This is a genomic window from Streptomyces sp. V4I8, assembly GCF_041261225.1.
In the GTDB taxonomy this organism is placed as follows: Bacteria; Actinomycetota; Actinomycetes; order Streptomycetales; family Streptomycetaceae; genus Streptomyces.
The window spans coordinates 7,486,492-7,512,262 of sequence record NZ_JBGCCN010000001.1 but is presented as its reverse complement, the minus strand read 5'-3'; the positions used below and the strand labels follow the sequence as shown (position 1 = coordinate 7,512,262).

Sequence of the window (25,771 nt, the reverse complement as noted above, 5' to 3'; positions counted from 1 at the left end):
ACTCGCGTCCCTCGGGACACCGCTGCGGGCAGGGGGCGCCGCGCCGTGGACCCGGTGATCATCGTCGGAGCGGGGCCCGTCGGGCTTACGCTCGCCCTGGCGCTGGCCCGTCAGGAGGTGCCGTCCGTCGTCCTCGACGAGGGGCCCGGCAAGGACGAAGCCCGTCTCGCGCGCACCGTAGTCCTGCGCCAGGACACCACCGCCCTCATGGAACGCCTGACGGGTGTGCCGCTCGCCACGGCCGGCGCCCACTGGGCCGGATGGCGGGCTATGCGGCGCAAGCAGGTGATGCGCGAGGTCACGTTCGACGACGCCGCGGAGGAGGCGGAGGGACACGAGGGCGTCACGAACCCCGCCCCCCTGCACATCGCCCAGCACGTGCTGACCGGCGCCCTGCGCGCTGCCCTCGCCGACGAACGGCTCGTCAAGGTCGCCGTGGACAGCCGCCTGGACGCTCTCGAGCAGGAGGCCTCGGGCGTCACCGCGCACACCCGCGGCCCCCAGGGCACCTGGTGGCGCGGCAGTTACCTGGTCGGCTGCGACGGCCCCCGCTCGACCGTGCGCAAGCTCCAGGACATCCGCTTTCCCGGCCGTACGGCGGTGGAGCGACACGCCGTGGCCGCGCTGCGCACGGAACTTCCGTGGGACGGCCAGGCGTTGCTTCATCGGATGCCGCCGTGGCGGACATCCGGACCTTCGGGCGGGGAGGTCACCGGACGGCCGCTCCCGGACGGGGTGTGGCGCCTCGACTGGCTGCTGCCGCCGGGCAAGGACCTGGTCACGCCCGAGCTGCTGGTGGCTCGCATCCGCGAGACGCTCGCCGGCTGGAGCGGCGGGGAGACACCGCCGTACGAACTCCTCGACACCGGAGTTCACACGGTTCACCACCGTCTGGCTCGCCGCTGGCGCGTGGGCCGTGTCTTTCTCGCCGGGGACGCGGCGCACTGCCTCGGTACGCTCGGCACACATGGGCTCGACGAGGGACTGCGGGACGCCGACAACCTCGCCTGGAAGCTGGCGTCGGCCTGGCACCACGGGCCGTACGAGGCGCTGCTCGACAGCTACCAGGCGGAGCGGCGGGTGGCCGTCGCCGCCCGGCTGCGGGCCGCCGACCAGGCGCTTCCGCTGCTGCGCGGCGGCGGAGGGCTGCGCGCGTACGTTCCCGGTTCCGCCCGGGGCCATGACGCGCTGCTGATGGACGGCCATCTGGGGCAGGGAGCGATCGGTGCGCCGGGGACGTACGCCGACTCTCCGCTCGCGCCCGCGGACCTGGAGGGCGAGGTCCCGGTGGACACACCGCGTGGTGCGCCGGTCATGGATGTGCGCGTCACGGCGGAGGACGGCTCCTTCGTACGGCTGCGGGACCGGCTCGGGCGCGGTGCGCTGCTGGTCCTGCTGATCGCTCCGGGCACGGGCGTGTGGGAGCGCAAGCACTGGGCGACCGCCGGGATCATGCCGCGGCTGGCGGCCGCGGTGACGGCACTGCCGTATCCGGCCGAACTGCTGGTCGCGGAGAGCTACCCGGGGGCGTCCGCGCATTCGGTCCTGCTGGTGCGGCCCGACGGTCACCTTGTGACGGCGTTGAGCGGGGTGCGGCCGGCCGAACTGTACGCGGCGGCCGAGGCCGCGTTGGGGGGACCGGCCAAGACGGAGGCGCAAGCAGGGGTGGGTGCAGGCCGCTGACGTGGTGGTGAGTTGCGTCGTTCTCACACTTTGGCTGCGCCCAGGAGTCCATGGTCTACTCCGGATCTTGACTGCTCGACTCCCTGAAGGGGAGGGGATTCCTGGCTCAGGCCGCCTCTCGGAGCAGCGCTCCGGAAGGTCTTGCGCCCTCGACACCAGCCGGGTTCAGACCAGCCCGGACAAGCATCACACGGGCGGAGTTCTTATCCCTGGGGGACACGGCTCCGCACGCGGTGCAGGTGTAGGTACGTTCCGACAGCGGGAGTGCGTGCTTGGTTCTCGCTCCGCAGCGTCCGCAGTCCATGGTGGTGTGCGCGGGATGCACAAGGCGAACGTCCCGCCCGTGTTTGCGGCCCATCTCCAGCAGGGCCTGCTTAGTGGCGCCGATGGCGGCATCGGCCGCTTTACGGGCCATCGATGTCCTGGCGAGGAACTTCGGGCGGAAGTCCTCCACCGCGATGGCATCGTGGTCCGTCACGACCTTCTTCGCCCACTTGCGACCGGTGTCCTGCCGCTGCCGGGCGACCTTCTTGTGCGCCTTGGCCCGCAGCTTCTTCGCCTCGCGGTACCCCTTCGAGGCGGCATGCCCCTCGGCCGGTTTGCGGCGGGCCATCATCCGGTCGGATCTCGACAACTTCTGCTGGGCCTTCATCCCATGTTGGGGGTGGGGAAGGTCGTGCGTGTTCGAGGTGGTGGTCGCGGTCTCCTTCACACCCCAGTCGATTCCGATCACCGCGCCGGTGGCGGGCAGTGATTGGACTTCGGTGGGCACGACGAACGAGGCGTACCAGTGGCCGACGCTGTCCCTGTACACACGCACGGAAGACGGGGCGGCGGGCAACTCGCGGGACCACACCACGGTCAGCACGATGCCGCCCGCCAGGTGCAGGTGGCCGTCTTTGAGACGGAAGCCACGCTTGGTGTAGTTCAGCGTCGGGTCCGCTTCGCACTTCTTCTTCCAGCCGGGCATCCCAGCTCGCTGCCTGAGGGGCAGGCGCTCCATGATGTCCTTGCGCTTTGGCGCGCGACGTGCCGAAGTCCCGGATGATCTGCTGCTGCGGGACGCTGGCGCCCTCCCGCAGCCATGGGGTCACCCGCCGAGCCTCGGTCAGCATCCTGTCGAGCTGTGCCGGACCGCAGGTCTGCTTGTCCTCCGGGTGCGCCTTGTTGTGCATGTGCGCGGCTTTGGACTTGGCCACGCACTCGTTCCACACCCACCGACAGCGGTCCCACTCCGCAAGCAGTCGCGTACGGGCGGGCGACGACACGCGCAGCCGGTACGTGTACCGGGCATGCCCTCCCTCCTTCACCACCGGCACACCTCACCCTCCTTCCACGGCTTGACCCGCTCATCCCGGCTTCCTCGACAAGACCGTACGTGCGATATGCGCACACTCGTGCCCACTTGACGCCACGGTCACCGCAACCAGCGAATACGGGTGCGTGTGTTCGCTTTCTATCGCCTCCGCTGACCGCCTTGCGGTCGCTCCGTGCCCCAAAGGCGGACACGGCGACGCTCCGCCGTCGCCATCACAGGATGCGATTACTCCCGGTATGAACGCCGGAGTGTCCCCGCCAGAATCACATGACGGCGAGTTGACCGGTTCGCACCGTCATGGTGTACTCCCGCTCATGACCGACACCTGTGTGCGCCTGTGGCGGAGGGTCCATATGGACCTCGTCCGCTATGCGGGCTGCGTGTGTCGCCCGTCCTGCTGAACTCGCTCCCCCTTCTCCTCGCGCGCGCCGCTCCTGACATCTGATCCCTGTCGCCCGTGCTGTCGCGCGCTCTCGCGAACTCATTTCAGGACGGTGCCCGTGTCTGTGTCTCCTGCCGCCGTTGCCACTTCCCAGCCGGTTGTCACACCTTCCGCGCCCAATTCCACGCCGACGCAGGCGGACCTTCTCGACTTCGTACGGCGTACGGCCGCCGACGCCGACTTGATCGCCTCGCTCCCGCTCGACCCCGAGGGCCGTACCTGGGTACGGCTCGACGGCCCCGGCGGTAGCGAGGCCTGGTTGATCGGCTGGCCGCCCGGGACAGGCACCGGCTGGCACGACCACGCCGAGTCGGTCGGGGCCTTCGTCACTGCGGCCGGTGAGCTCAAGGAGAACGCGCTCGCCGTCCGGCTGCCCGCCGACGGCTGGAAGACGTTGGAACTGACGGACGGCGTGGACCGGGAACGGCGGTTGCCGGCCGGAAAGGGCCGCTCCTTCGGCCGTCACCATGTGCACGAGGTCCTCAATGAGTCGTCCGACCAGCATGCGATCTCCGTTCACGCCTACTACCCGCCCCTGCCGCGGATCCGCCGATTCAGCCGCAGCGGGCCGATCCTGCGCCTGGAGCAGGTGGAACGCCCGAAGGACTGGCAGTGAGCAGCGTGAGTGAGCGGCCGGTCGGCGGCGGTGAGTCGAAGGTACGGGCGGGCGGGGACGTGGGAAACGTGGATGAACAGCAGGTCGGCATCGACGAGCTGCTGGAGCGGGTGCGCGCGGGCTACATGCGGATCGAGCCGCAGGAGGCGTACGAGGCCGCCCAGTCCGGTGAGGCTCTGCTGGTCGACATCCGGTACGCGGCCCTGCGCGAGCGGGACGGTCTGATTCCGGGTGCCCTGGTGGTCGAGCGCAACGAACTGGAGTGGCGGCTCGATCCACAGGGCAGCCATCGCGCCCCCGAGGCAACGGGTCACGACCTGCGGGTCGTGGTGATCTGCAACGAGGGGTACGCGTCGAGCCTGGCGGCCGAGTCGCTACGGCGACTGGGGCTGCACCGGGCCACTGACCTGGTCGGGGGTTTCCAGGCATGGCGGACAGAGGGGCTTCCGGTGACGTCGGGGCCCCCGGCCCCCAACAGGGCCGCCTGATCACTACCCGCCCCCGAACGCGATGGGCGCCCCCGCGCGTTCACCGTGTCCGGGGCCGGAGTCCCACAGTCACCGGCCTTCGCCCACTTCCAGGCCGTCTACGGCTCCGTGGCCGTCGGGGTCAGTACCCCTCGTCCTCGAGGAACTCCGTGTCCTCGCCCTCTTCCTCCAGGGCCTGCCGGACCACCCGTAGGGCCATGCCCTCGGGGTAGCCCTTGCGGGCGAGCATGCCCGCGAGACGGCGCAGGCGTTTGTCGCGGTCGAGGCCGCGCGTGGAACGCAGCTTGCGGGCAACGAGTTCGCGTGCGGTCGTCTCCTCCTGCTCGGAGTCGAGCTGGGAGACAGCCGCGTCGATCAGTGTGGAGTCGACGCCCTTGGTACGCAGTTCCCGGGCGAGAGCGCGTCGGGCGAGCCCCCGGCCATGGTGCCGGGACTCCACCCAGGCGTCCGCGAACGCACTGTCGTTGATGAGGCCGACCTCCTCAAACCTCGACAGCACCTCCTCGGCGGCCTCGTCCGGGATCTCTCGCTTGCGCAGGGCGTCCGCGAGTTGTTTCCGCGTGCGCGGGGTCCCGGTGAGCAGGCGCAGACAGATCGCCCGCGCCTGCTCCACCGGGTCCCCCGGGGGCGTCCTCTCCTCGGCCCTCGACGAGGAAGAGGCACCTCCGTCCTCATTGGACGGCTCTCTGCGGCCGCGCCGACGACGCCCGCGTGAGCCGTCCGCGCCCCGAGCCTCACCACGGCCCCGGCGCGAGCCACCACGGGGTGCACCGGCGTCGTGCGCCGAACCGCCCTCCATCCATGCTTCGCCGTCCACCGCGCCATGGCCCGGTTCATCGCCATACGCAGGGCCCGACTCGTCGCTGTACGCCGGGCTCGACTCGTCGCCGTCCCGTCCGAAGGATCTGCCCCTGCCGTACAGCGCCGCGCCGTCGTCCTCCCGGTCCGCGTCATAGGCCGCGTCTCCTGCGTGGGCGTAACCGCCCATCCCGGAGGAGCCCTCGTCGCCGCCTCGTCCCCGCTTGCGCGGAGCGTCCGGGTAGGCGGCGTACTCGGCCCAGTCCGTTCGCCGTGTCAAGGGTCAGCTCTTGGCAGTCGCAGCCTTGGTCTTGGCTGCCTTGGCCGCCGGAGCGGGCACCGTCTTCGCGGCGTCGTCCGGGGTGGCGGAGACCGCGGCGTCCGCGCCCGGCTCGGCAGCAGGCTCCTCCGGACGCACGCCGACGCCCAGCTTCTCCTTGATCTTCTTCTCGATCTCGTTGGCCAGGTCGGGGTTGTCCTTCAGGAAGTTGCGCGCGTTCTCCTTGCCCTGGCCGAGCTGGTCGCCCTCGTACGTGTACCAGGCGCCGGCCTTGCGGACGAAGCCGTGCTCCACGCCCATGTCGATCAGGCCGCCTTCGCGGCTGATGCCCTGGCCGTAGAGGATGTCGAACTCGGCCTGCTTGAAGGGCGGCGCGACCTTGTTCTTGACGACCTTGACTCGGGTGCGGTTGCCGACCGCGTCGGTGCCGTCCTTGAGGGTTTCGATGCGGCGGATGTCCATGCGCACCGAGGCGTAGAACTTCAGCGCCCGGCCACCGGTCGTGGTCTCCGGGGAGCCGAACATCACGCCGATCTTCTCGCGGAGCTGGTTGATGAAGATCGCGGTGGTCTTGGACTGGTTGAGCGCGCTGGTGATCTTCCGCAGGGCCTGGCTCATCAGGCGGGCCTGCAGACCGACGTGGCTGTCGCCCATCTCGCCCTCGATCTCCGCGCGTGGGACGAGCGCGGCGACGGAGTCGATGACGATCAGGTCGAGAGCTCCGGAGCGGACCAGCATGTCCACGATTTCCAGGGCCTGCTCACCGTTGTCCGGCTGGGACAGGATCAGGTTGTCGACGTCGACGCCGAGCTTGCGCGCGTACTCGGGGTCGAGGGCGTGCTCCGCGTCCACGAAGGCCACCTGGCCGCCGGCCCGCTGTGCGTTGGCCACGGCGTGCAGGGTCAGGGTCGTCTTGCCGGAGGACTCCGGTCCGTACACCTCCACCACGCGGCCGCGTGGGATGCCGCCGACGCCGAGCGCGACGTCGAGTGCGGTCGACCCGGTGGGGATGACCTCGATGGGCTCGTTCGGCCGCTCGCCCATGCGCATGACCGCGCCCTTGCCGAATTGCCGTTCAATCTGTGCGAGTGCGGCATCCAGGGCCTTCTCGCGGTCGGTTCCTGCCATGGGTTCCACCCGGTTTGCTTGAGTCGATCGCTTCACGTCAAAGACGCTAACGCCTGCCACTGACAATGCGCCCCGACGCCCGTCCGGCCTGTGGATAACTCGGGAACTTCTCCATCGAAACCGTGGCGAAATGCCCGCCGAGTGTCTCGCCGGCGCCTCCATAAGAATGGATGTTCGATTTTTGTGTCAAGCGCACCATGCGCCCACCTACGAGACTACGTTCGCGGCCCGACACGGCCCCGGATCCCGGGCGGCCACCCTCCGGGCAGACCGCACCAGCCTGCCCGTGCGGTCACCCCCGGGCAGACCGCACCGGCACCCCGGCGACCGCACACTCTCCGGCGGACCAGCGCACCCCAGCAGGCCCGCACGCTCTCCTCAGCCGGAGTTCCCCGTGGAGCTCTCCCCAGAATCTCCCGTGGAGCTTTCGCCGGAGTCTCCCGTGGGGCTCTCCCCGGAGTTGCCCGCCTTCCGCCGCGGCTTCGCCAGTCCCGGCCGCCGCGGGGCCCACAGAGCACGCGCACGATTGACCAGACCCCGCCCCGCTCCCTGCCCCCGGTGCCCATGGACCCGGGGATCGTCAGTGACGTCGTAACGCTTCACGTACGCCCCCAGGAACGCCTGCAGCGTGGCGATCGCCGGGATGGCGATCAACGCGCCCACCGCGCCGAGTAGGGCAGTGCCCGCGACGACCGCCCCGAATGCGACCGCGGGGTGGATGTCGACGGTCTTCGAGGTCAGCTTGGGCTGGAGAACGTAGTTCTCGAACTGCTGGTAGACCACGACGAAGATCAGCACCCACAGCGCGTACCAGGGATCGACCGTGAACGCGATCAGCATGGGCAGGGCGCCCGCGAGATACGTGCCGATGGTGGGGATGAACTGCGAGACCAGGCCGACCCACACGGCGAGCACGGGCGCGTACGGCACGTCCAGGCTCGCCAGCAGGATGTAGTGGGCTACGCCGGAGACGAGCGCCATAAGGCCGCGCGAGTACAGGTAGCCGCCGGTCTTGGTGACGGCGATCTCCCACGCGCGCAGCACCTCGGCCTGCTTGGCGGGCGGCAGTACGGAGCACAGCGCGCGGCGCAGTCGCGGGCCGTCCGCGGCGAAGTAGAACGAGAACAGCGTGACCGTCAGCAGCTGGAAGAGACCGCCGAGGACCTGGGCGGACACGGCCAGGACCCCGGTGGCGCTGTTCTGCACGTAGTTGCGCAGCCAGTCGGAACGGAGCAGGCCCTCTTGGACGTCCACACGGCGCAGCTCGGTGTTGAAGTGCGCGTTGATCCAGTTGATGACCGAGTCGAGGTATTCCGGGAAGTCCTCGACGATCTTGACGATCTGGCCCGCGAGCATGGACCCCATCAGCGTCACGAACCCGGCAGACCCGATGATCACGGCGAGGAAGACGATGCCGGTGGCCAGTCCCCGACGCATACCGCGCGAGGCCATCCAGCTCACCGCCGGCTCGATGGCCAGGGCCAGGAAGAACGCGATGAGGATGTTGATCAGCAGCCCGGTGAGCTGGTGAAAGGCCCAGCTGCCCAGCTGGAACGCACCGACGAGGGCCAGCGCGAGCACCAGGGCACGCGGAAGCCAACGAGGCATGCGGGCGTCCGGCCCGGCGGCGCCCTCGCCCGGCGGTGGGGTGGGCGGCGTCGTGCCGAACGGCGATCCGTGCCGGGCGGGCTGCCCGGTCTCGTCAGTGCGTGCCACGGAGCAAGTGTCGCCCACGCCACCGACACCCGGCTGCCGTCCTGCGATCTTCGTGACCGGTCAGCGCTTCTCACCCGGAACGTTCATGACGGCGCAGACCACACGCCATACGTCCTTGGCCTCCCAGCCGGAGTTCAGCGCCTCGTGCACCGTGCGCCCCCCGAGCTCCGACATCACATGGTCGCGCGCGAAGGTGTCGGCGTTTCCCGGACCGAAATGGTCCGCCATCCGCTCCCAGAAGACCGTCAACCGCATGCGTCCAGTATCCCGCCCCTGAGAGTGGGCCTGCGCCGGGACCCCTTGTCGAGACCGCTTTCCGCCCTACGGTCTGTCGCATGCCCGAAACCGGAGCTTCCCCTCTCCCCCCGACGCCCCCGGCGCGCTCCCCGCTCTTCCGCGCCGAGCAGTTCGTCTGGCTCACCGCGCGCGTGCTCGAACAGCGCCTCTTCGCGTACCACTTCCTGAACGGCGCCGCCGACCCGGTCGAGACCGCGCTGGACGCCTACCGCAACGAGGACGGCGGATACGGCCACGCTCTGGAACCGGACCTGCGTGGCCCGGTCAGCCAGCCGCTGCACACCGGTCACGCACTCCACGTACTGGACGCCATCGAACGCTGCGGCGGACAGCGCGTGGACCGCGTATGCCGCTACCTCACCTCGGTCTCCACCCCGGACGGCGCCCTCCCGGCGATCCACCCCGGCCAGCGCGGCTACCCCGCGGCCCCCTCCATCCCGATCGTGGAAGACGCACCCAGCTCACTCCTGGCCACCGGGCCGGTCGTCGGTCTGCTGCATCGCAACGAGGTGTGGCACGCCTGGCTGTTCCGGGCCACGGACTTCTGCTGGCAGGCGGTCGAGTCGCTGGAGAAGTCCCATCCGTACGAGATCGAGGCCGCCGTGGCCTTCCTGGACTCCGCTCCGGACCGCCCGCGCGCGGAGGCGGCAGCCGACCGTCTGGGCCGTCTGGTGCGCGACCAGGGCCTCGCGGCACTGGACCCGGACAACCTCGACGCGTCCCCGGTCTCCCCCGGCTACGGCCCCGACGAGCACCACTTCCCGCACGACTACGCGCGGACACCGCGCTCCTTCGCGCGCGCGTGGTTCACGGACGACGAGATGAACCGCTCCCTCGACCACCTCGCCAGTGGGCAGCAGCAGGACGGCGGCTGGCCGGTCCTCCCCCACTGCTCGACGCGTGGGTGGTACCCCCAGCGCCGGTGGGCGCCGGGCAACACACTGGAGGCACGCCCCATGGCGACGATCGAGGCCTTACGCACGCTCCGCGCGTACGGCCGCCACATCGGCTGACAAGCCTCACCCACCCAGAGAACGCACCCCTGCCGTCACCACCACGGCCGCCGCGACGACAAGCAGGAACGGGGTCCGCGGCCCGCAGGACGAGCGCCACAGCAGCCGCGGCAACTCCAGCCGCCCTCGCGTCCAGCACCAACTCATGCCCGTCCCCGAACGTCTGCTGAGCCGTGAGGGCGGCAAGGAGGGCGACGGGCAACACAGGGCGGCAAGACGCCATACGACAAGACGCCGTACAACAGGCCTCTCCAACGCTCCCGCGCTCGCGGCGGGCGGCAGTCCGTTGACCGCGGCCGCCGCGACGCGGCCCCGACTCACAACGCACCCGGAGGCGCTACGCCCACCCCACCGAAGCCGACAGGCCGCCGCAGGCAGCCACGCGCACCCCGGCCAACCCCGTATACCGAAGCCATTTCCCAGCTCAGCCCCATTGTCAGTCCCCGGGTGCAGGATGGACGCATGGTCAGCAACCCGCACCGAGCCCTCGACGGCTTCTCCCCCGCAACCCGCGGCTGGTTCACGGGCGCGTTCTCCGCGCCCACCGCAGCCCAGGCAGGCGCGTGGCAGGCCATCAACGAGGGCTCGGACGTGCTGGTCGTAGCCCCCACCGGCTCCGGCAAAACGCTGGCCGCGTTCCTCGCCGCCCTCGACCAGCTCGCCTCCACACCCCCACCGGCCGATCCCAAGAAGCGCTGCCGAGTCCTGTACGTCTCCCCCCTCAAGGCCCTGGCCGTCGACGTGGAGCGCAACCTCCGCAGCCCCCTGACCGGTATCCGCCAGGAATCCGTGCGCCTGGGCCTGCCCGAACCCGAGGTGAAGGTCGGCATCCGCTCGGGCGACACCCCCGCCGCGGAGCGCCGGGCCCTCTCGACCCGCCCCCCGGACATCCTCATCACGACCCCCGAGTCCCTGTTCCTGATGCTGACGTCGGCCACACGGGACGCCCTGACCGGCATCGAGACGGTGATCCTCGACGAGGTCCACGCGGTGGCGGGCACCAAGCGCGGCGCCCACCTCTCGCTGACCCTGGAGCGCCTGGACGAGCTCCTCCCGAAGCCGGCCCGCCGCATCGGCCTCTCCGCGACCGTCCGCCCGGTCGACGAGATCGCCCGCTATCTCTCCCCTCGCCGCAAGGTGGAGATCGTCCAGCCGAAGTCGGGCAAGGAGTTCGACCTCTCGGTCGTGGTCCCCGTCGAAGATCTCGGCGAGCTCGCCGGCTCCCCGGTCGCCGACGGCACGGAAGGCGCGGAACGCCCCTCGATCTGGCCCCACGTCGAAGAACGCATCACCGACCTCGTCCAGGCCCACCGCTCCACCATCGTCTTCGCCAACTCCCGCCGCCTCGCGGAACGCCTCTGCAACCGCCTCAACGAGATCGCCTACGAGCGCGCCACCGGCGAAACCCTGGACGAGCACCACGCCCCGGCCCAGCTCATGGGCGGCTCGGGCGCGGTCCAGGGCGCACCCCCGGTCATCGCCCGCGCCCACCACGGCTCGGTCTCCAAGGAACAGCGCGCCCTGGTCGAGGAGGACCTCAAGGCGGGCCGCCTCCCGGCAGTCGTGGCCACGTCCAGCCTCGAACTGGGCATCGACATGGGCGCGGTCGACCTGGTGGTCCAGGTCGAGTCACCCCCGTCGGTCGCCTCCGGTCTCCAGCGTGTCGGCCGCGCGGGCCACCAGGTGGGCGCGGTCTCCACCGGCGTCGTCTTCCCGAAGTACCGCGGCGATCTGGTCCAGGCAGCCGTGGTCACCGAGCGGATGCGCACCGGTTCCATCGAGTCCCTCAAGGTCCCGGCCAACCCGCTGGACGTCCTCGCCCAGCAAGTCGTGGCCATGACGGCGATGGACACCTGGCAGTTCGACGACCTCCTCGCCACCGTCCGCCGAGCCGCCCCCTTCGCGTCCCTCCCCGAGTCCGCGTTCACCGCGGTGCTCGACATGCTCGCCGGCCGCTACCCGTCCGACGCCTTCGCCGAGCTTCGCCCGCGCGTGGTCTGGGACCGGGTCGCCGGCACGATCACCGGCCGCCCCGGCGCCCAGCGCCTCGCGGTCACGTCCGGGGGCACCATCCCCGACCGCGGCCTCTTCGGTGTCTTCCTCGCCGGAGCGGACCCCAAGAAGGGCGGCGGCAGGGTCGGTGAACTCGACGAGGAGATGGTCTACGAGTCCCGCGTCGGCGATGTCTTCACGCTGGGTACCAGTTCCTGGCGCATCGAGGACATCACGCGCGACCGCGTCCTCGTATCCCCCGCTCCGGGCGTGCCGGGCCGTCTCCCCTTCTGGAAGGGTGACCAGCTGGGCCGCCCGCTCGAACTGGGCCGCGCGGTGGGCGCGTTCCTGCGCGAGGTCGGCTCGCTGCCCAAGGACGACGCCCGCCTGCGCCTCCTCACGGCCGGCCTGGACGCCTGGGCGGCCGACAACGTGCTGTCCTACCTCGACGAGCAGCGCGAGGCCTGCGGCCACGTCCCGGACGACCGCACGATCGTCGTAGAGCGTTTCCGCGACGAACTCGGCGACTGGCGCGTCGTCGTGCACTCCCCCTTCGGCGCCCAGGTCCACGCCCCCTGGGCGCTCGCACTCGGAGCGAAGCTCTCCGAGCGGTACGGAATGGACGCGCAGGTCATGCACGCCGACGACGGCATCGTGCTGCGCCTGCCGGACGCCGACCTCATGGGCCTGGACCTCCTGGACCAGGAACCGACGAAGGCCGGCCGGGAGTACGACGCCGACCAGGCACCCGTCGGCGCGGCGGACGTCGTCTTCGACAAGGGCGACGTCGACCAGGTCGTCACCGACCAGGTCGGCGGCTCGGCCCTGTTCGCGTCCCGCTTCCGCGAGTGCGCCGCACGCGCGCTGCTGCTGCCGCGCCGCAACCCCGGCAAGCGCACCCCGCTGTGGCAGCAGCGCCAGCGCGCCGCCCAACTGCTCCAGGTGGCCAGTGAGTTCGGTTCGTTCCCGATCGTCCTGGAGGCGGTTCGCGAGTGCCTCCAGGACGTCTTCGACGTCCCCGGACTCGTCGAGCTGATGGGCGACCTCGAATCCCGCAAGGTACGCCTCGTCGAGGTCACCACCCCCGAGCCATCCCCCTTCGCCCGCTCCCTCCTCTTCGGTTACGTCGCCCAGTTCCTGTACGAGGGGGACTCCCCGCTCGCCGAGCGCCGCGCCGCGGCCCTGTCGCTGGACTCGCGGCTGCTGGCGGAGCTGCTCGGCCAGGCGGAGCTGCGCGAGCTGCTCGACGCCGAGGTCCTGACCGAACTGGAGCGAGAACTCCAGTGGCTGACCGAGGACCGCCGCGTCAAGGACACGGAGGGCGTCGCGGACGTCCTGCGCCTCCTCGGCCCCCTCACCGATGTCGAACTGGCGGAACGGGGCGCCGAACCGCACTGGGCCCAGGAGCTGGCCGGTGCCCGCCGCGCCATCAAGGTCCGCATCGCCGGCACCGACCACTGGGCGGCGATCGAGGACGCCGGGCGCCTCCGCGACGCCCTCGGCACAGCCCTGCCGGTCGGCGTTCCCGAGGCCTTCACCGAACCGGTCAAGGACCCGCTCGGCGACCTCCTCGCCCGCTATGCCCGCACCCACGGCCCGTTCACCTCGGCCACAGCGGCGGCCCGCTTCGGCCTGGGGGCGGCGGTCACGGACGGTGCCCCTCCATCGGCTGGCGGCGAGCGGCCGTGTCGTACAGGGCGAGTTCCATCCGGCCGGCATCGGCCAGGAGTGGTGCGACGCCACGGTCCTGCGCCGCCTCCGCCGCCGCTCCCTCGCCGCCCTGCGTCATGAACTGGAACCGGTGCCACCGGCCGCACTCGCACAGTTCCTCCCGCAGTGGCAGCACATCGGCAAGGGCCACGGGCTGCGCGGCATCGACGGACTGGTCCGCGCCATCGAGCAGTTGCAGGGCGCGTCCGTGCCCGCGTCCGCCCTGGAGAAGCTCGTCCTGCCGTCCCGCGTGGCGAACTACACCCCCGCGATGCTCGACGAACTGACCTCCGCCGGCGAGGTCGTCTGGTCCGGAGCGGGCTCGCTCCCCGGCAAGGACGGCTGGGTCTCCCTCTATATGGCGGACGCGGCCCCCCTGCTCCTGCCACAGCCCCATCCCCTGGAGCTGACGGCACTGCACCAGTCCGTCCTGGACGCCCTGTCCGGGGGCTACGGCCTGTTCTTCCGCCAGATTGCCGACCAGGTCCGCGCCACCACCCACCCCGACGCCACCGACCCCCAACTCGCCGACACCCTCTGGGATCTGGCCTGGTCGGGCCGTCTGACCAACGACACGCTCGCCCCCATGCGCTCCCTGCTGGGCTCCGGCCGCACCGCGGGCTCCACCGCCCACCGCGCCAAGCGCACGGTCCCGCGCGGACGCTACGGATCCCTCACGGCCGCCGCCCGCCCCGCCTCCCGCACGGGCCCGCCGACCGTCGCCGGCCGCTGGTCCCTGCTCCCGGCCCACGAGTCGGACCCGACCGTGCGGGCTCATGCCCTGGCCCGCACCCTCCTCGACCGACACGGCGTGGTGACCCGGGGAGCGGTCACCGCGGAGGGCGTCGAGGGCGGCTTCTCGGCGACGTACCGCATCCTGTCCGCGTTCGAGGACAGCGGCCAGGCGCGGCGCGGTTACGTGGTCGAGGGGCTCGGCGCAGCGCAGTTCGCCATGGACGGCGCGGTGGACCGCCTGCGCGCGGTGGCCAACGCCCGAGAGCGGGGCGAGGGGTTGCCCGGCCCAGCCGCTCGCGACACCAAGGGCGCCCCTGAGGGCTTCGGCGCACCTGACCCATTCGGGGCCTCCGACGGTTTCGGCAGCACCGGCGACTTCGGCTCGTCCGAAGACTCCCGCACCCCCGTGGCCGGCCAGGGGAACACCCCCGCATACGACAACCCGGACGGCACCCCCACCTACGACATCCCCGACCTCGACCACGACTTCCTGGACGCCCACCTCGGACCGGGCGACTACGTCTCGCCGCGCGACGTCGCCCCTCGGGGCGGCCGCCGCACCCCCCAAGGCCCCGCGTGGCAAAACGGCGGCACCCCGTACGGCTCCGCCCCCCACCGCACCCGCCCCGCCGCCGACACCCGAACCGTCGTCCTCGCCGCCGCCGACCCGGCGAACGCGTACGGCGCCGCCCTGGCCTGGCCCGAGCCCCCCACCGGCGCCGGGCACAAGCCGGGCCGCAAGGCGGGCTCCCTCGTGGTGCTCGTCGAGGGCGAGCTGACCCTCTACATGGAGCGCGGCGGCAAGACACTGCTGGCCTGGCCCGCCGCCCCGGACACCGAGCCCACCGACGACCCCCGCCTGCACGCGGCGGCGGAGGCCCTCGCCGCGGCAGCCCGCGCCGGCTCCCTCGGCACGGTCACGGTGGAGCGAGTGAACGGCGCGTCGGCGCTGACGTCCCCCATAGGCACCCTCCTGGAGGGAGCGGGCTTCATCGCGACACCGCGCGGCCTGCGGCTACGCGCCTGAGCCAAGCCCCCCCAGATGCCCGCGCCCACCGCGTGCCACCCTTGACCCATGCCCGAAGGAGACACGGTCTGGCAAACCGCGAAACGGCTGCGCACGGCCCTCGCGGGCGAGGTGCTGACCCTCAGCGACTTCCGGGTGCCGAAGTTCGCCACCATCGACCTCACCGGCCGTACCGTCCTGGACGTCACCCCGCGCGGCAAACACCTCCTCACCCGCGTCGAAGGCGGCCTGACAGTCCACACTCACCTCGGGATGGAAGGCTCCTGGCAGGTGTACTCCGACCGGCAGCGCTGGACGGGCGGCCCCGCCCACCAGATCCGCCTGATCCTCGCCGCCGCCGACGCCCGTCCCGCCCGCACGGCCGTCGGCTACCGCCTTCCCGTCCTCGACCTCCTGCGCACCGCCGAGGAAGACCGCGCCGTCGGCCACCTCGGCCCCGACCTGCTGGGCCCGGACTGGTCCCCCGACCGCGCCCTCGCCAACCTTCTGGCGGACCCCGCCCGCGCGCTCGGTGAGGCCCTGCTGGACCAACGCAACCTCGCCGGCATCGGCAATGTCTACAAAAGCGAGCTCTGCTTCCTGCTCCGCGTCACCCCCTGGCTCCCCGTCGGCGCGCTCCCCGCCGAGCACACCGCCCAACTGCCCGTACTCGCCAAGAAACTCCTGGAAGCCAACCGCGACCGCCCCATCCGCAGTACGACGGGTCGCCGCGGCCAGGACCTCTTCGTGTACGGCCGGGCCAACCGCCCCTGTCTACGCTGCGCCACCCCGATCCGCGCGGCCGACCAGGGCGACGGCTCCCGCGAGCGCCCCACCTACTGGTGCCCGAACTGCCAGGCGGGCCCGGCCCCGAGCGCCGCCGCCTCACGCACGGCTCCCCGCACCGCCCGGGACTCCGGAGGACCCAGCCCTCCACGCCGCACGACCAGTTGACGGCCCGTCAGAAGCACTCGTACCGTCCACTCATGGCCGTCAAGGCGTACGACCTCACCGGACGCACCGCATTCGTCACCGGCGCCGCCAGCGGCATCGGCCGCGCCTCGGCCGTTCTGTTCGCCGAAGCCGGCGCCGCCGTGCACTGCGCCGACCGTGACGCCCAGGGCCTGCACGACACGGCGACCCTGATCAAGGCGAGCGGCGGCACCGCCCGCACCCACCACCTCGACGTCACCGACCGCGAACAGCTCCGCCGGGCCGTCGCCTCCTGCGAGCGACTCGACGTGATGGCCGCGGTCGCCGGGATCATGCACAGCAGCCCGGTCCTGGAGACCCGCGACGAGGACCTCGACCGAGTACTGAACGTCAACTTCAAGGGAGTGCTGTACGCCTGCCAGGAGGCGGCCCGCGCGATGCTCGCCCAGCGCCGCAGGGGCAGCATCATCACCATGACCTCGGGCGCCGTGGACACCGGCGGCCCCGGCCTGCTCTGCTACGGCGCCGCCAAGGCGGCCGTCGTACAGCTGACGAAGACGCTCGCGACGGAGATGGGCCCGCACGGCATCCGCGTCAACGCGGTCGCCCCGGGCTGGATACGCACCCCCATGACCGACCGCCACGACACCGCCGCACAGACACAGACCGAGGCGTTCATGGCCCGGATGTCACCACTCGGCCGGGTCGGCGAACCGGAGGACATCGCGCACGCGGTGCTTCACCTGGCGTCCGACGCCTCGTCGTTCACCACGGGGCAGATCCTGCGTCCGAACGGCGGTGTGGCGATGCCGTGGTAGTCCGCCCCGTCTGCCAGGCGTGAGCCCACCGGCGCGAGTCGACGGCTCCCGCGGCCCGCGCCTTCGGCACACAGTGCACCGGCAGCAGGCTCAACCCCCACCCTCCCGCGGCGACGGCCGCCTCCAGCGCCCCCGCGCCGGGCGCCAGCGCGAGCCGTAGCACGGCCCACCACCACAGCGCCCCGAGCGCGAGAGTCACCCCCCAGCGCGCTATCGGCCGTGCCATCCGCTCACCTCCAGCCCGAGGCCAGGCCGCCCGTTCACCCGCCGGGAGGGCGCACCAGCGGCACACGGATGCAGCGCGGGCCAACGTCGTCACAGCGCGTCAGGCGCCGTCACACCCTCCACCATGACCGCCGGGCCACACACCGGCAAACGGACCGGGCGGACCGTGGAGACGGACTCGAAGGCCACCCGCACAGCACGAAACCCCGACCGCACTTCCCCAGATCTCCCTGGGGAAGCCCGGGCCGGGGCCTCACACAATTCCTCAGCGCGTGGTCAGACCACGCGCACCGTGGCCACCGTCAGGCGGCGACCACGTCCACCGCCTCGGAAGGCGCCTTGATGGTCACCCGTTCCGGTGGCACACCGGTCACCGACACGGAACCCAGCATCGGACGGACCGATGCCGGTACAGGCTCGCTGGGGGTGGCCGCAGCAGACTGGGCCAGCTCGGCGAGGGCGAGCTCGTCGCTCACTTCCCGCATGAGCTCGGACATCCGTACGTCCAGCGCGTCGCAGATCGCGGCGAGCAGCTCGGAGGAAGCCTCCTTCTGCCCCCGCTCCACCTCGGAGAGATAGCCGAGTGAGACTCGGGCGGACGAGGAGACTTCGCGCAGAGTACGGCCCTGGCGCTGGCGCTGCCGACGCAGCACGTCACCCAGCAGGCGACGGAGCAGAATCATCGGTGGCTCCCTCCTCGGACCGCGTAGCCGCATCCTTCACGCCCCACCGTACCGCCTTGCGCCGCGGCCGTGCGGGGAGCGATGTCGTGTTCACTCAGGGCTGCAAACATCAAAACCCCCCGTTCCGTTCCGTATCCTGTGTCCGCTCATTCCCACTGTGTTCGCTCGCAAGCTCCGTCAGGAGCAGTGCGAGTACGCTCCGTACACTCTCCATACGAATTTCCGCGCGGTCACCGTTCAACCGCAGGGCCTCCACTTTTCCGCCACCGGCAGAACCGGAACCGCGACCGGCAGGTCCGTCCACGGCCACGAAGACAGTCCCCACGGGCTGCCCGTCCTGCTCCTCGGGCCCCGCGACGCCGGTCGTGGCGATGCCCCAGTCGGCTCCCAGCGCCTTCCGCACGCCGACCGCCATCTGGGCCGCGACCTGCGGATTCACTGCTCCGTGCTGCTCCAGCAAGGTGGCGTCGACGCCGAGCAGCTCATGCTTCAGCTCGGTGGCGTAGGCGGTCACCGAACCCCGGAAGGCCTTGGAGGCCCCAGGTGCGGCTGTCATTTCCGCCGCAACCAGTCCGCCGGTCAGTGACTCGGCGACGGCGACCGTCTCGCCCTTCACTGCGAGTAGTCTCACCACGTCGGCGGCCGGGGAACTCACGCTTCCGTCTCCTCCAACGCGGCCTCGCGCTCGGCGATTCCCTGCCTGCGCAGCACAATGGCTTGTCTCACATAGTCGAGCCCGGTCACCACGGTCAGGACGACCGCCGCGGCCATCACCCACCAGCGCAGAGTGGCCAGCCACCCCGTCAGCGCCAGGATGTACATCCCGACAGCCACGCCCTGGATGAGGGTCTTGAGCTTGCCGCCCCGACTCGCCGGGATCACGCCGTACCGGATGACGATGAAACGCAGCAGCGTGATGCCGAGTTCCCGGCCGAGGATGACGCCCGTCACCCACCACGGCAGATCACCGAGGGCCGACAGACAGATCAGCGCCGCCCCCATGATCGCCTTGTCGGCGATGGGGTCGGCGATCTTCCCGAAGTCGGTGACGAGGTTGTATGTCCGCGCCAGGTGGCCGTCGAACAGGTCGGTGATCATGGCGATGGCGAAGGCCGCCCAGGCCAGGGAGCGCCACGCCGGGTCGTACCCGCCGTCGGCCAGCATCAGCGCGACGAACGCGGGCACCAGGACCAGCCGGAGCATGGTCAGGAGGTTGGCGATGTTCCAGACGCTGGCCTGGTTGACGGCCGCTGCCGCGATCTTCCCGCCGCGTGCGGACTTCGCACCCCCGGGGACACCCGGTTCGGCGCCCTCCGCCTTGAGGCCCGCGGCCTTGGACGAACTCACGGCGCCGGCCTTGCCTGCCGCACCCGCCGGGGAGGAGCCGCCCGCGGCGGACGCCGGAACTCCGGTCATCTGCCCGCCTCCTCACTACACGAGAGCATGCCCTGCAGCGGCTCGGCCACCAGGTCGACACCTTCCGTACCGACCACCTTCGCCTCGACCATACGACCGATACTCAGGCCCGCGCCGCTCGTGAGCAGCACCTGGCCGTCCGTCTCCGGCGCCTGGTGCGCACCACGGCCGTACGCGCCCTCCGCCGAGTCATCTGCCTCCACCGACTCGACGAGCACATGCACGGTCTCCCCGACGCGCTCCTCGGCCCGCTGCGAGACGAGTTCCTCGGCCAGCCGGGAGACGCGGGCCAGCCGTTCGGCTACGACGTCCTCGTGGAGCTTGCTGTCGTACGTCGCGGCCTCCGTGCCCTCCTCGTCGGAGTACCCGAAGACACCGATTGCATCCAGGCGGGCGCCGTTCAGGAACCGCTCCAGCTCGGCCAGGTCGGCCTCGGTCTCGCCGGGGAAGCCCACGATGAAGTTGGAGCGCACACCGGCCTGGGGGGCCTTGCTGCGGATCGTGTCGAGCAGCTCCAGGAAGCGGTCGGTGTCACCGAAGCGGCGCATCGCGCGCAGCACGTCGGGCGCGGAGTGCTGGAAGGACAGGTCGAAGTACGGGGCGATCTTCGGCGTCGAGGTCAGCACGTCGATGAGGCCGGGCCGCATCTCGGCCGGCTGGAGGTAGCTGACGCGGACCCGCTCGAGGCCGTCGACCTCGGCGAGCTCGGGCAGGAGGGACTCCAGCAGGCGGATGTCGCCCAGGTCCTTGCCGTACGACGTGTTGTTCTCGGAGACCAGCATGATCTCCTTGACGCCCTGCTCGGCGAGCCACCGCGTCTCGTTCAGCACGTCGCTGGGGCGGCGCGAGATGAAGGAGCCGCGGAAGGACGGGATGGCGCAGAAGGAGCAGCGCCGGTCGCAGCCGGAGGCCAGCTTCACCGAGGCGACCGGGGCGCCGTCCAGGCGGCGGCGCAGGGGCGCGCGCGGGCCTGAGGCCGGAGCGAGCCCTTCCGGAAGATCCACGGGTGCGTGCCCGGGGAGCGCGACCCCGGCCGCGGACTCCTGCCGCTCGGCCGGGCTGATCGGCAGCAGCTTGCGCCGGTCGCGCGGGGTGTGGGCGGCGTGGATCCCGCCGTTCAGGATGGTCTGCAGGCGGTCCGAGATGTTCGCGTAGTCGTCGAAGCCGAGCACGCCGTCGGCCTCGGGGAGTGCCTCGGCGAGCTCCTTGCCGTACCGCTCGGCCATGCAGCCCACCGCCACGACGGCCTGGGTTCTTCCGTGCCCCTTGAGGTCGTTCGCCTCCAGGAGGGCGTCGACGGAGTCCTTCTTGGCGGCGTCGACGAAGCCACAGGTGTTGACGACGGCGACATCCGCGTCCCCGGCGTCCTCCACGAGGTCCCAGCCGTCCGCCTCCAAGCGGCCTGCGAGCTCCTCCGAGTCCACCTCGTTACGGGCGCAGCCAAGAGTGACGAGTGCGACGGTACGGCGTTCAGGCATGGGCTCAAGACTACTTTGTCTCACTGACAGCCCACGTCGACGGGGTCAGGGCCTCCCCGGCGGTCCATGCCGCAGTCGCGGGGTCCGGCACGCGTATCTGCCGCGTTGTCGTCAGTCGCCGACGCTCCGCGTCGACTCCCTCCTCCGCCTTGCAGCTGCACGCACCAGACCCCGCTCGACCTCGCTTCCCAGGCACCGGGGCTGCGCAGGCGGGCCTGAACCGCCCAGGAGACCTGCCGATCTTGGCCAACCCCGTCCGTGCTCGACCCTTCAGCCGGACTTATCCGGCCTGCGGGTCACCCTTCGTGTACGTGAGGCGCTCCACGGCGCCCGGCTGCCAGTCGTCATCGATCTTCTTGCCGTTGACATACAGGTCGATCGCACCCGCGTCGCCAAGGACGAGGTTGATCTTCTCGCTGTCCTGGAAGGTCTTGGAGTCACCCTGCTTGAGCAGGTCGTCGAAGAGCAGCCGGCCGTTGTGGTCCTTGACCCCGACCCAGCTCCTGCCGTCGACGGCGCTCACCTGGACGGTCACCTTGTCCTGCGGGACGGCGGCGATGGCGCTGTCCGACGGCTTCGGGTCCTTGGGCTTGTCGGTCTTCGGGGTGGGCGTGGTCTTGTCGGCCGTCGGCGTCGAGCCGCCCTCGGCGACCGATGACTTGCCGCCCTCGTCCTCGCCCTTGAACGCGGTGAACCCGACGAATCCGACCACGGCGACGATCGCGGCGACCATGGCCGCGGTCCAGTTCGGCCCGCGCCGCTCGGGGCGGATGCGCTCCGCCTCGAACAGGGGGGCTGCCGGGGTCGGCGCCGGTCGTCCGCCGTGCGAGTCGTCGTACTGGGCGAGGAGCGGGGCGGGATCGAGGTGGACGGCTTTGGCCAGGGTCCGGATGTGGCCTCGGGCGTACACGTCGCCGCCGCAGGCGGCGAAGTCGTCGTCCTCGATGGCATGCACGATGGCGATGCGGACCCGGGTGGCGTTACTGACGTCGTCGACCGTCAGCCCTGCGTCGATGCGCGCCTGCTGGAGGGCACGGCCGATCGAGTGGCGGGCTTCCTCGGACACGTCTTCGAACGGACGCTCGTCTTCAGGGGAGTTGCCGATGGACACGGGGGCGCCTTTCGAGCGTTTAAGCCACCTGTGCTGGAGGTTCAGTCTAGGGGGGGTACAAAAGGGTGGGGCAACCGGGCGGTAGGACTTTGTACGCCATCGGAATGGCCGGACACGCCGATGACGGAGTACGAGATTCTCGCGCTTCCCTCAACTTGACGTACGCCGAAGGGGAACGGTTGCTCAATGATCCCTTACGGGTGAGTCACGATCGGACATCGACCCATCACCCACCCGTCCGCAAGGCGACCACTGCGTCCCGTTTCCACCTCGGACTCCCTTTAAGCCTCCCCGCGGATCACCGCGAGCACGCCGTCCAGCTCGTCAGGTTTCACAAGAACGTCACGAGCCTTGGAGCCCTCGCTCGGTCCGACGATGTTCCGCGACTCCATCAGGTCCATCAGCCGCCCTGCCTTGGCGAACCCGACCCGCAGCTTGCGCTGCAGCATGGACGTCGACCCGAACTGTGTGGAGACGACCAGCTCGGCCGCCTGGCACAGCAGGTCGAGGTCGTCGCCGATGTCCTCGTCGATCTCCTTCTTCTGCTTGGTGCCCACGGTGACGTCGTCCCGGAAGACGGGCGCCATCTGGTCCTTGCAGTGCTGGACGACGGCCGCGACCTCGTCCTCGGTCACGAACGCGCCCTGCATACGCGTGGGCTTGTTGGCGCCCATCGGCAGGAACAGCCCGTCACCCTTGCCGATCAGCTTCTCGGCGCCTGGCTGGTCGAGGATGACGCGCGAGTCCGCGAGCGACGACGTGGCGAAGGCGAGCCGTGAGGGGACGTTCGCCTTGATGAGACCGGTGACGACGTCGACCGACGGCCGCTGCGTGGCGAGCACCAGGTGGATGCCGGCCGCGCGCGCGAGCTGCGTGATGCGCACGATCGCGTCCTCGACGTCGCGCGGAGCGACCATCATCAGGTCGGCGAGCTCGTCGACGATCACCAGCAGGTACGGGTACGGCTGCAGCTCGCGCTCACTGCCCTCCGGCGCCTTCACCTTGCCGTTGCGCACGGCTTCGTTGAAGTCGTCGATGTGCCGGTAGCCGTAGGCCGCCAGGTCGTCGTACCGAAGGTCCATCTCCCGTACGACCCACTGGAGAGCCTCGGCGGCCCGCTTCGGGTTGGTGATGATCGGCGTGATCAGGTGCGGGATGCCCTCGTAGGCGGTCAGCTCGACGCGCTTGGGGTCGACCAGCACCATGCGGACGTCCTCCGGGGTCGCCCGCATCATGACCGAAGTGATCAAGCAGTTAATGCACGACGACTTACCGGAACCGGTCGCGCCGGCAACCAGCACGTGGGGCATCTTCGCGATGTTGGCCATCACATAGCCGCCCTCGACGTCCTTGCCGAGCGCGACCAGCATCGGGTGGTCGTCCTCGGCGGCGGCCGCGAGTCGCAGCACGTCACCGAGGTTGACCATCTCTCGGTCGGTGTTGGGGATCTCGATGCCGACCGCGGACTTGCCGGGGATCGGGCTGATGATCCGTACGTCCGGGCTGGCGACCGCGTACGCGATGTTCTTCGTGAGAGCGGTGATCCGCTCGACCTTCACGGCGGGCCCGAGCTCGACCTCGTAGCGCGTGACCGTCGGCCCGCGTGTGAAGCCGGTGACGCGGGCGTCGACCTTGAACTCGGTGAAGACGGTGGTCAGCGACTCGACGATGGCGTCGTTGGCGGCGCTGCGCGTTTTGCCGGGGCCGCCGCGCTCCAGGAGGTCGAGCGCCGGGAGGGAATAGGTGATGTCGCCGGACAGCTGGAGCTGTTCGGCGCGCGGAGGCAGGTCGCGGATCTCGTCGGGCGCGGCCTTGGTGAGGTCCGGGACCTCGGACTTGGTCAGGTCCGCGATCTCGGTCGTGGGCTTGGCCTTGGGAAGCTTCTCCTGCTTGGGCCGCGCGGCCGGGACCGGCGTCGGCACCGGGGTGGTCTCCGTGCGGTCGCCCACGCTCACGCCCTGGGTGAGGTCGGCGACGATCGGCGAGGGCGGCATTCCGTGCAGGACGGCACCGTCGAGCGCGGCAGCGGCGGCCGCCGCGACGTCCACAGCGTCCATGGGACGGTTCATCTCGGGCTGCGGTACCGCGGAGCGCCTCGGGCGGCCACGACGCCGCGAGAGGGCCTCCTGCTCGGCGCTGTCGGGGTCGTACGCCTCGGGGGCCGAGCGCCGCTTACGTCCGCGCGCCGCGGGCAGCGCCTCACGCCACTGGTCGTCGTAGCGCTGCTCGTCCTCGGTGAACTCGTCGTCGTCCTCTTCCGGGTCGGGCAGGATCCCGAGCTTGATGCCCAGCAGCCGTAGCCGCTGCGGGATGGCGTTGACCGGGGTGGCCGTGACGACCAGCAGACCGAAGATCGTGAGCAGCACGAGGAGCGGTACGGCGAGGACCTCGCCCATGGTGTACGTCAGCGGGGTCGCCGCGCCCCAGCCGATCAGCCCGCCGGCGTCCCTTATGGCCTGCATGCCCTCGCTGCGGGCGGGCGAGCCGACGGCGACGTGGACCTGGCCGAGCACACCGATGACGAGCGCGGACAGGCCGATGACGATACGGCCGTTGGCCTCGGGCTTCTCGGGGTGCCGGATGAACCGTACGGCGATGACCGCGAGCAGTATCGGCACCAGCAGGTCGAGCCGGCCGAAGGCACCGGTGACGATGATCTCGACGAGGTCACCGACGGGACCGCGCAGGTTGGACCAGGTGCCGGCGGCGACGATCAGCGCGAGCCCGAGGAGCAACAGCGCGACGCCGTCCTTGCGATGGGCGGGGTCGAGGTTCTTCGCGCCCTGCCCTATGCCGCGGAAGACGGCACCGACCGCGTGCGCCAGCCCGAGCCAGACGGCGCGCACGAGCCGGTAGATGCCCCCGGTGGGGTTGGGTGCCGGCTTGGGCGGGGGCACGGCTTTCTTCGCCGCGGCCTTTTTGGCCGGCGCCTTCTTCGCGGGGGCTTTCTTGGCAGCGGCCTTCTTCGCCGGGGCCTTCGCGGAAGCGGCCGCCTTCTTCGCGGGCGGCTTCTTGGCTGCGGAGGGACGTGAGGCCATGGGTGTGAGGTTACCGGTGGAGAAGACAGCGGACACGTGTGCCCACTGCTTCACCCGTTCGTGTCGCCCTTACGGAGGCGGCGAGCTGACGCCGGTTCATGGACCGGTCACACGCTGGACGCCCCGGGGCGGTCGCGCGTCAACCCGCGCCGCCGCGACGTCAGTTCTGCGAGGGCACCGAGGACGTGCTCCCGGTGCCCGGCTCCAGCGCGTCCAGGGCCCGCCGCAACCCCGTGAGTTTGCGTTCGAGATGGGCCGCCGTGGCCACCGCCGCCGCGTCCGCCGACTCGTCGTCAAGCTGCTTGGACAGCGCCTCGGCCTGCTCCTCGACCGCCGCGAGCCGCGCCGACAGCTCGGCCAGCAGCCCCGCCGGCTCCTTCGAGTCGGCACCCGAGGCCTTGCCGCCGCCCTCCAACTGGAGCCGCAGCAGCGCCGCCTGCTCACGCAGCTGGCAGTTCTTCATGTACAGCTCGACGAAAACCGAGACCTTCGCCCGCAGCACCCACGGGTCGAACGGCTTGGAGATGTAGTCGACCGCGCCCGCCGCGTAGCCACGGAAGGTGTGATGCGGGCCGTGGTTGATCGCGGTGAGGAAGATGATCGGGATGTCCCGGGTCCGTTCCCGCCGCTTGATGTGCGCCGCGGTTTCGAAACCATCCATTCCCGGCATCTGGACGTCCAGCAGAATGACCGCGAAGTCGTCCGTCAGCAGTGCTTTGAGCGCTTCCTCCCCGGACGATGCCCGCACCAGGGTCTGATCGAGCGCAGAGAGGATCGCCTCCAGCGCCAGCAGATTCTCCGGCCGGTCATCGACCAGGAGGATCTTGGCCTTCTGCACCATGGCCCG

General features: G+C 70.8%; 19 protein-coding genes and 3 pseudogenes. 8 read left to right on the top strand and 14 right to left on the bottom strand.

What is annotated here, in order from left to right:
* Nucleotides 1-45 precede the first annotated feature (45 nt).
* Nucleotides 46-1,683: an FAD-dependent monooxygenase gene (locus tag ABIE67_RS34200; RefSeq protein WP_370265235.1), complete on the top strand. Its 1,638-nt coding sequence runs from the start codon at nucleotides 46-48 to the stop codon at nucleotides 1,681-1,683.
* A gap of 106 nt (nucleotides 1,684-1,789) precedes the next feature.
* Here the strand turns inward: ABIE67_RS34200 and ABIE67_RS34195 are convergent.
* Nucleotides 1,790-2,798 (bottom strand): annotated as a pseudogene (locus ABIE67_RS34195) (RNA-guided endonuclease InsQ/TnpB family protein).
* Between the two features lie 439 nt (nucleotides 2,799-3,237).
* On the opposite strand from ABIE67_RS34195, the gene ABIE67_RS34190 reads away from it, so the two are divergent.
* From ABIE67_RS34190 to ABIE67_RS34180, 3 genes are all read left to right on the top strand, one after another.
* On the top strand, nucleotides 3,238-3,402 hold the full coding sequence (locus ABIE67_RS34190; protein WP_370265234.1) for a putative leader peptide: 165 nt from the start codon (nucleotides 3,238-3,240) through the stop codon (nucleotides 3,400-3,402).
* Nucleotides 3,403-3,501: 99 nt separating this feature from the next.
* The gene (locus ABIE67_RS34185) at nucleotides 3,502-4,059 is read left to right on the top strand and encodes a cysteine dioxygenase (RefSeq protein ID WP_370265233.1); all 558 of its coding nucleotides are present in this window, start codon (nucleotides 3,502-3,504) and stop codon (nucleotides 4,057-4,059) included.
* A gap of 59 nt (nucleotides 4,060-4,118) precedes the next feature.
* A complete protein-coding gene (locus tag ABIE67_RS34180) occupies nucleotides 4,119-4,547 on the top strand; it encodes a rhodanese-like domain-containing protein (RefSeq protein WP_370269219.1) in 429 nt (142 codons plus the stop codon).
* Between the two features lie 121 nt (nucleotides 4,548-4,668).
* Here the strand turns inward: ABIE67_RS34180 and recX are convergent, their stop codons facing one another.
* The 4 genes from recX to ABIE67_RS34160 all read right to left on the bottom strand — a co-directional run bounded on the left by recX (nucleotide 4,669) and on the right by ABIE67_RS34160 (nucleotide 8,724).
* Nucleotides 4,669-5,625, bottom strand: a complete 957-nt coding sequence (gene recX / locus ABIE67_RS34175) for a recombination regulator RecX (RefSeq protein WP_370265232.1) — start codon at nucleotides 5,623-5,625, stop codon at nucleotides 4,669-4,671.
* 3 nt (nucleotides 5,626-5,628) lie between these two features.
* On the bottom strand, nucleotides 5,629-6,753 hold the full coding sequence (recA, locus tag ABIE67_RS34170; protein ID WP_370265231.1) for a recombinase RecA: 1,125 nt from the start codon (nucleotides 6,751-6,753) through the stop codon (nucleotides 5,629-5,631).
* A 378-nt stretch (nucleotides 6,754-7,131) separates the two neighbouring features.
* Entirely contained in the window at nucleotides 7,132-8,469 is a 1,338-nt protein-coding gene (locus tag ABIE67_RS34165) for an AI-2E family transporter (protein WP_370265230.1), read from the bottom strand.
* A 60-nt stretch (nucleotides 8,470-8,529) separates the two neighbouring features.
* Entirely contained in the window at nucleotides 8,530-8,724 is a 195-nt protein-coding gene (locus ABIE67_RS34160) for a DUF3046 domain-containing protein (protein ID WP_370265229.1), read from the bottom strand.
* Between the two features lie 80 nt (nucleotides 8,725-8,804).
* On the opposite strand from ABIE67_RS34160, the gene ABIE67_RS34155 reads away from it, so the two are divergent.
* The gene (locus tag ABIE67_RS34155) at nucleotides 8,805-9,779 is read left to right on the top strand and encodes a hypothetical protein (protein WP_370265228.1); all 975 of its coding nucleotides are present in this window, start codon (nucleotides 8,805-8,807) and stop codon (nucleotides 9,777-9,779) included.
* A 6-nt stretch (nucleotides 9,780-9,785) separates the two neighbouring features.
* Here the strand turns inward: ABIE67_RS34155 and ABIE67_RS34150 are convergent.
* Nucleotides 9,786-10,100 (bottom strand): annotated as a pseudogene (locus tag ABIE67_RS34150) (AzlD domain-containing protein).
* 141 nt (nucleotides 10,101-10,241) lie between these two features.
* Between ABIE67_RS34150 and ABIE67_RS34145 the strand changes: the two are divergent.
* From ABIE67_RS34145 to ABIE67_RS34135, 3 genes and pseudogenes are all read left to right on the top strand, one after another.
* Nucleotides 10,242-15,243: pseudogene (locus tag ABIE67_RS34145) on the top strand (ATP-dependent helicase).
* Between the two features lie 48 nt (nucleotides 15,244-15,291).
* On the top strand, nucleotides 15,292-16,176 hold the full coding sequence (locus ABIE67_RS34140; protein ID WP_370265227.1) for an Fpg/Nei family DNA glycosylase: 885 nt from the start codon (nucleotides 15,292-15,294) through the stop codon (nucleotides 16,174-16,176).
* A gap of 32 nt (nucleotides 16,177-16,208) precedes the next feature.
* Complete coding sequence (locus ABIE67_RS34135) at nucleotides 16,209-16,973, top strand: SDR family NAD(P)-dependent oxidoreductase (RefSeq protein ID WP_370265226.1); 765 nt, start codon at nucleotides 16,209-16,211, stop codon at nucleotides 16,971-16,973.
* Here ABIE67_RS34135 and ABIE67_RS34130 read toward each other — a convergent pair.
* The 8 genes from ABIE67_RS34130 to ABIE67_RS34095 all read right to left on the bottom strand — a co-directional run bounded on the left by ABIE67_RS34130 (nucleotide 16,921) and on the right by ABIE67_RS34095 (nucleotide 25,765).
* Entirely contained in the window at nucleotides 16,921-17,199 is a 279-nt protein-coding gene (locus ABIE67_RS34130; protein WP_370265225.1) for a hypothetical protein, read from the bottom strand. The two genes, ABIE67_RS34135 and ABIE67_RS34130, sit on opposite strands and share 53 nt — an antisense overlap.
* Before the next feature lie 301 nt (nucleotides 17,200-17,500).
* The gene (locus tag ABIE67_RS34125) at nucleotides 17,501-17,881 is read right to left on the bottom strand and encodes a helix-turn-helix domain-containing protein (RefSeq protein WP_030046881.1); all 381 of its coding nucleotides are present in this window, start codon (nucleotides 17,879-17,881) and stop codon (nucleotides 17,501-17,503) included.
* Between the two features lie 109 nt (nucleotides 17,882-17,990).
* Nucleotides 17,991-18,536, bottom strand: coding sequence for a CinA family protein (locus ABIE67_RS34120; RefSeq protein ID WP_370265224.1), 546 nt, complete (start codon nucleotides 18,534-18,536; stop codon nucleotides 17,991-17,993).
* The gene (gene pgsA, locus ABIE67_RS34115) at nucleotides 18,533-19,297 is read right to left on the bottom strand and encodes a CDP-diacylglycerol--glycerol-3-phosphate 3-phosphatidyltransferase (RefSeq protein ID WP_370265223.1); all 765 of its coding nucleotides are present in this window, start codon (nucleotides 19,295-19,297) and stop codon (nucleotides 18,533-18,535) included. The genes ABIE67_RS34120 and pgsA overlap by 4 nt, the downstream gene beginning before the upstream one ends.
* Entirely contained in the window at nucleotides 19,294-20,775 is a 1,482-nt protein-coding gene (rimO, locus tag ABIE67_RS34110) for a 30S ribosomal protein S12 methylthiotransferase RimO (RefSeq protein ID WP_370265222.1), read from the bottom strand. Before rimO ends, pgsA begins: the two co-directional genes overlap by 4 nt.
* A gap of 280 nt (nucleotides 20,776-21,055) precedes the next feature.
* Nucleotides 21,056-21,886 carry a helix-turn-helix domain-containing protein gene (locus ABIE67_RS34105; RefSeq protein ID WP_370265221.1) on the bottom strand — a complete coding sequence of 277 codons (831 nt, stop codon included), beginning with the start codon at nucleotides 21,884-21,886 and terminating at the stop codon, nucleotides 21,056-21,058.
* A 281-nt stretch (nucleotides 21,887-22,167) separates the two neighbouring features.
* Nucleotides 22,168-24,924 (bottom strand): DNA translocase FtsK, encoded by a 2,757-nt coding sequence (locus ABIE67_RS34100; RefSeq protein ID WP_370265220.1) that lies wholly within the window; start codon nucleotides 24,922-24,924, stop codon nucleotides 22,168-22,170.
* 160 nt (nucleotides 24,925-25,084) lie between these two features.
* Nucleotides 25,085-25,765, bottom strand: coding sequence for a two-component system response regulator (locus ABIE67_RS34095; RefSeq protein ID WP_370265219.1), 681 nt, complete (start codon nucleotides 25,763-25,765; stop codon nucleotides 25,085-25,087).
* Nucleotides 25,766-25,771 lie beyond the last annotated feature (6 nt).

Coding starts and splice junctions, on each gene's coding strand:
- ABIE67_RS34100 (WP_370265220.1), bottom strand. CDS start 24,924: ATGGCCTCACGTCCCTCCGCAGCCAAGAAGCCGCCCGCGAAGAAGGCG.
- ABIE67_RS34160 (WP_370265229.1), bottom strand. CDS start 8,724: ATGCGGTTGACGGTCTTCTGGGAGCGGATGGCGGACCATTTCGGTCCG.
- ABIE67_RS34125 (WP_030046881.1), bottom strand. CDS start 17,881: ATGATTCTGCTCCGTCGCCTGCTGGGTGACGTGCTGCGTCGGCAGCGC.
- ABIE67_RS34155 (WP_370265228.1), top strand. CDS start 8,805: ATGCCCGAAACCGGAGCTTCCCCTCTCCCCCCGACGCCCCCGGCGCGC.
- recA (WP_370265231.1), bottom strand. CDS start 6,753: ATGGCAGGAACCGACCGCGAGAAGGCCCTGGATGCCGCACTCGCACAG.
- ABIE67_RS34095 (WP_370265219.1), bottom strand. CDS start 25,765: ATGGTGCAGAAGGCCAAGATCCTCCTGGTCGATGACCGGCCGGAGAAT.
- rimO (WP_370265222.1), bottom strand. CDS start 20,775: ATGCCTGAACGCCGTACCGTCGCACTCGTCACTCTTGGCTGCGCCCGT.
- ABIE67_RS34135 (WP_370265226.1), top strand. CDS start 16,209: ATGGCCGTCAAGGCGTACGACCTCACCGGACGCACCGCATTCGTCACC.
- pgsA (WP_370265223.1), bottom strand. CDS start 19,297: ATGACCGGAGTTCCGGCGTCCGCCGCGGGCGGCTCCTCCCCGGCGGGT.
- ABIE67_RS34140 (WP_370265227.1), top strand. CDS start 15,292: ATGCCCGAAGGAGACACGGTCTGGCAAACCGCGAAACGGCTGCGCACG.
- ABIE67_RS34190 (WP_370265234.1), top strand. CDS start 3,238: ATGAACGCCGGAGTGTCCCCGCCAGAATCACATGACGGCGAGTTGACC.
- ABIE67_RS34130 (WP_370265225.1), bottom strand. CDS start 17,199: ATGGCACGGCCGATAGCGCGCTGGGGGGTGACTCTCGCGCTCGGGGCG.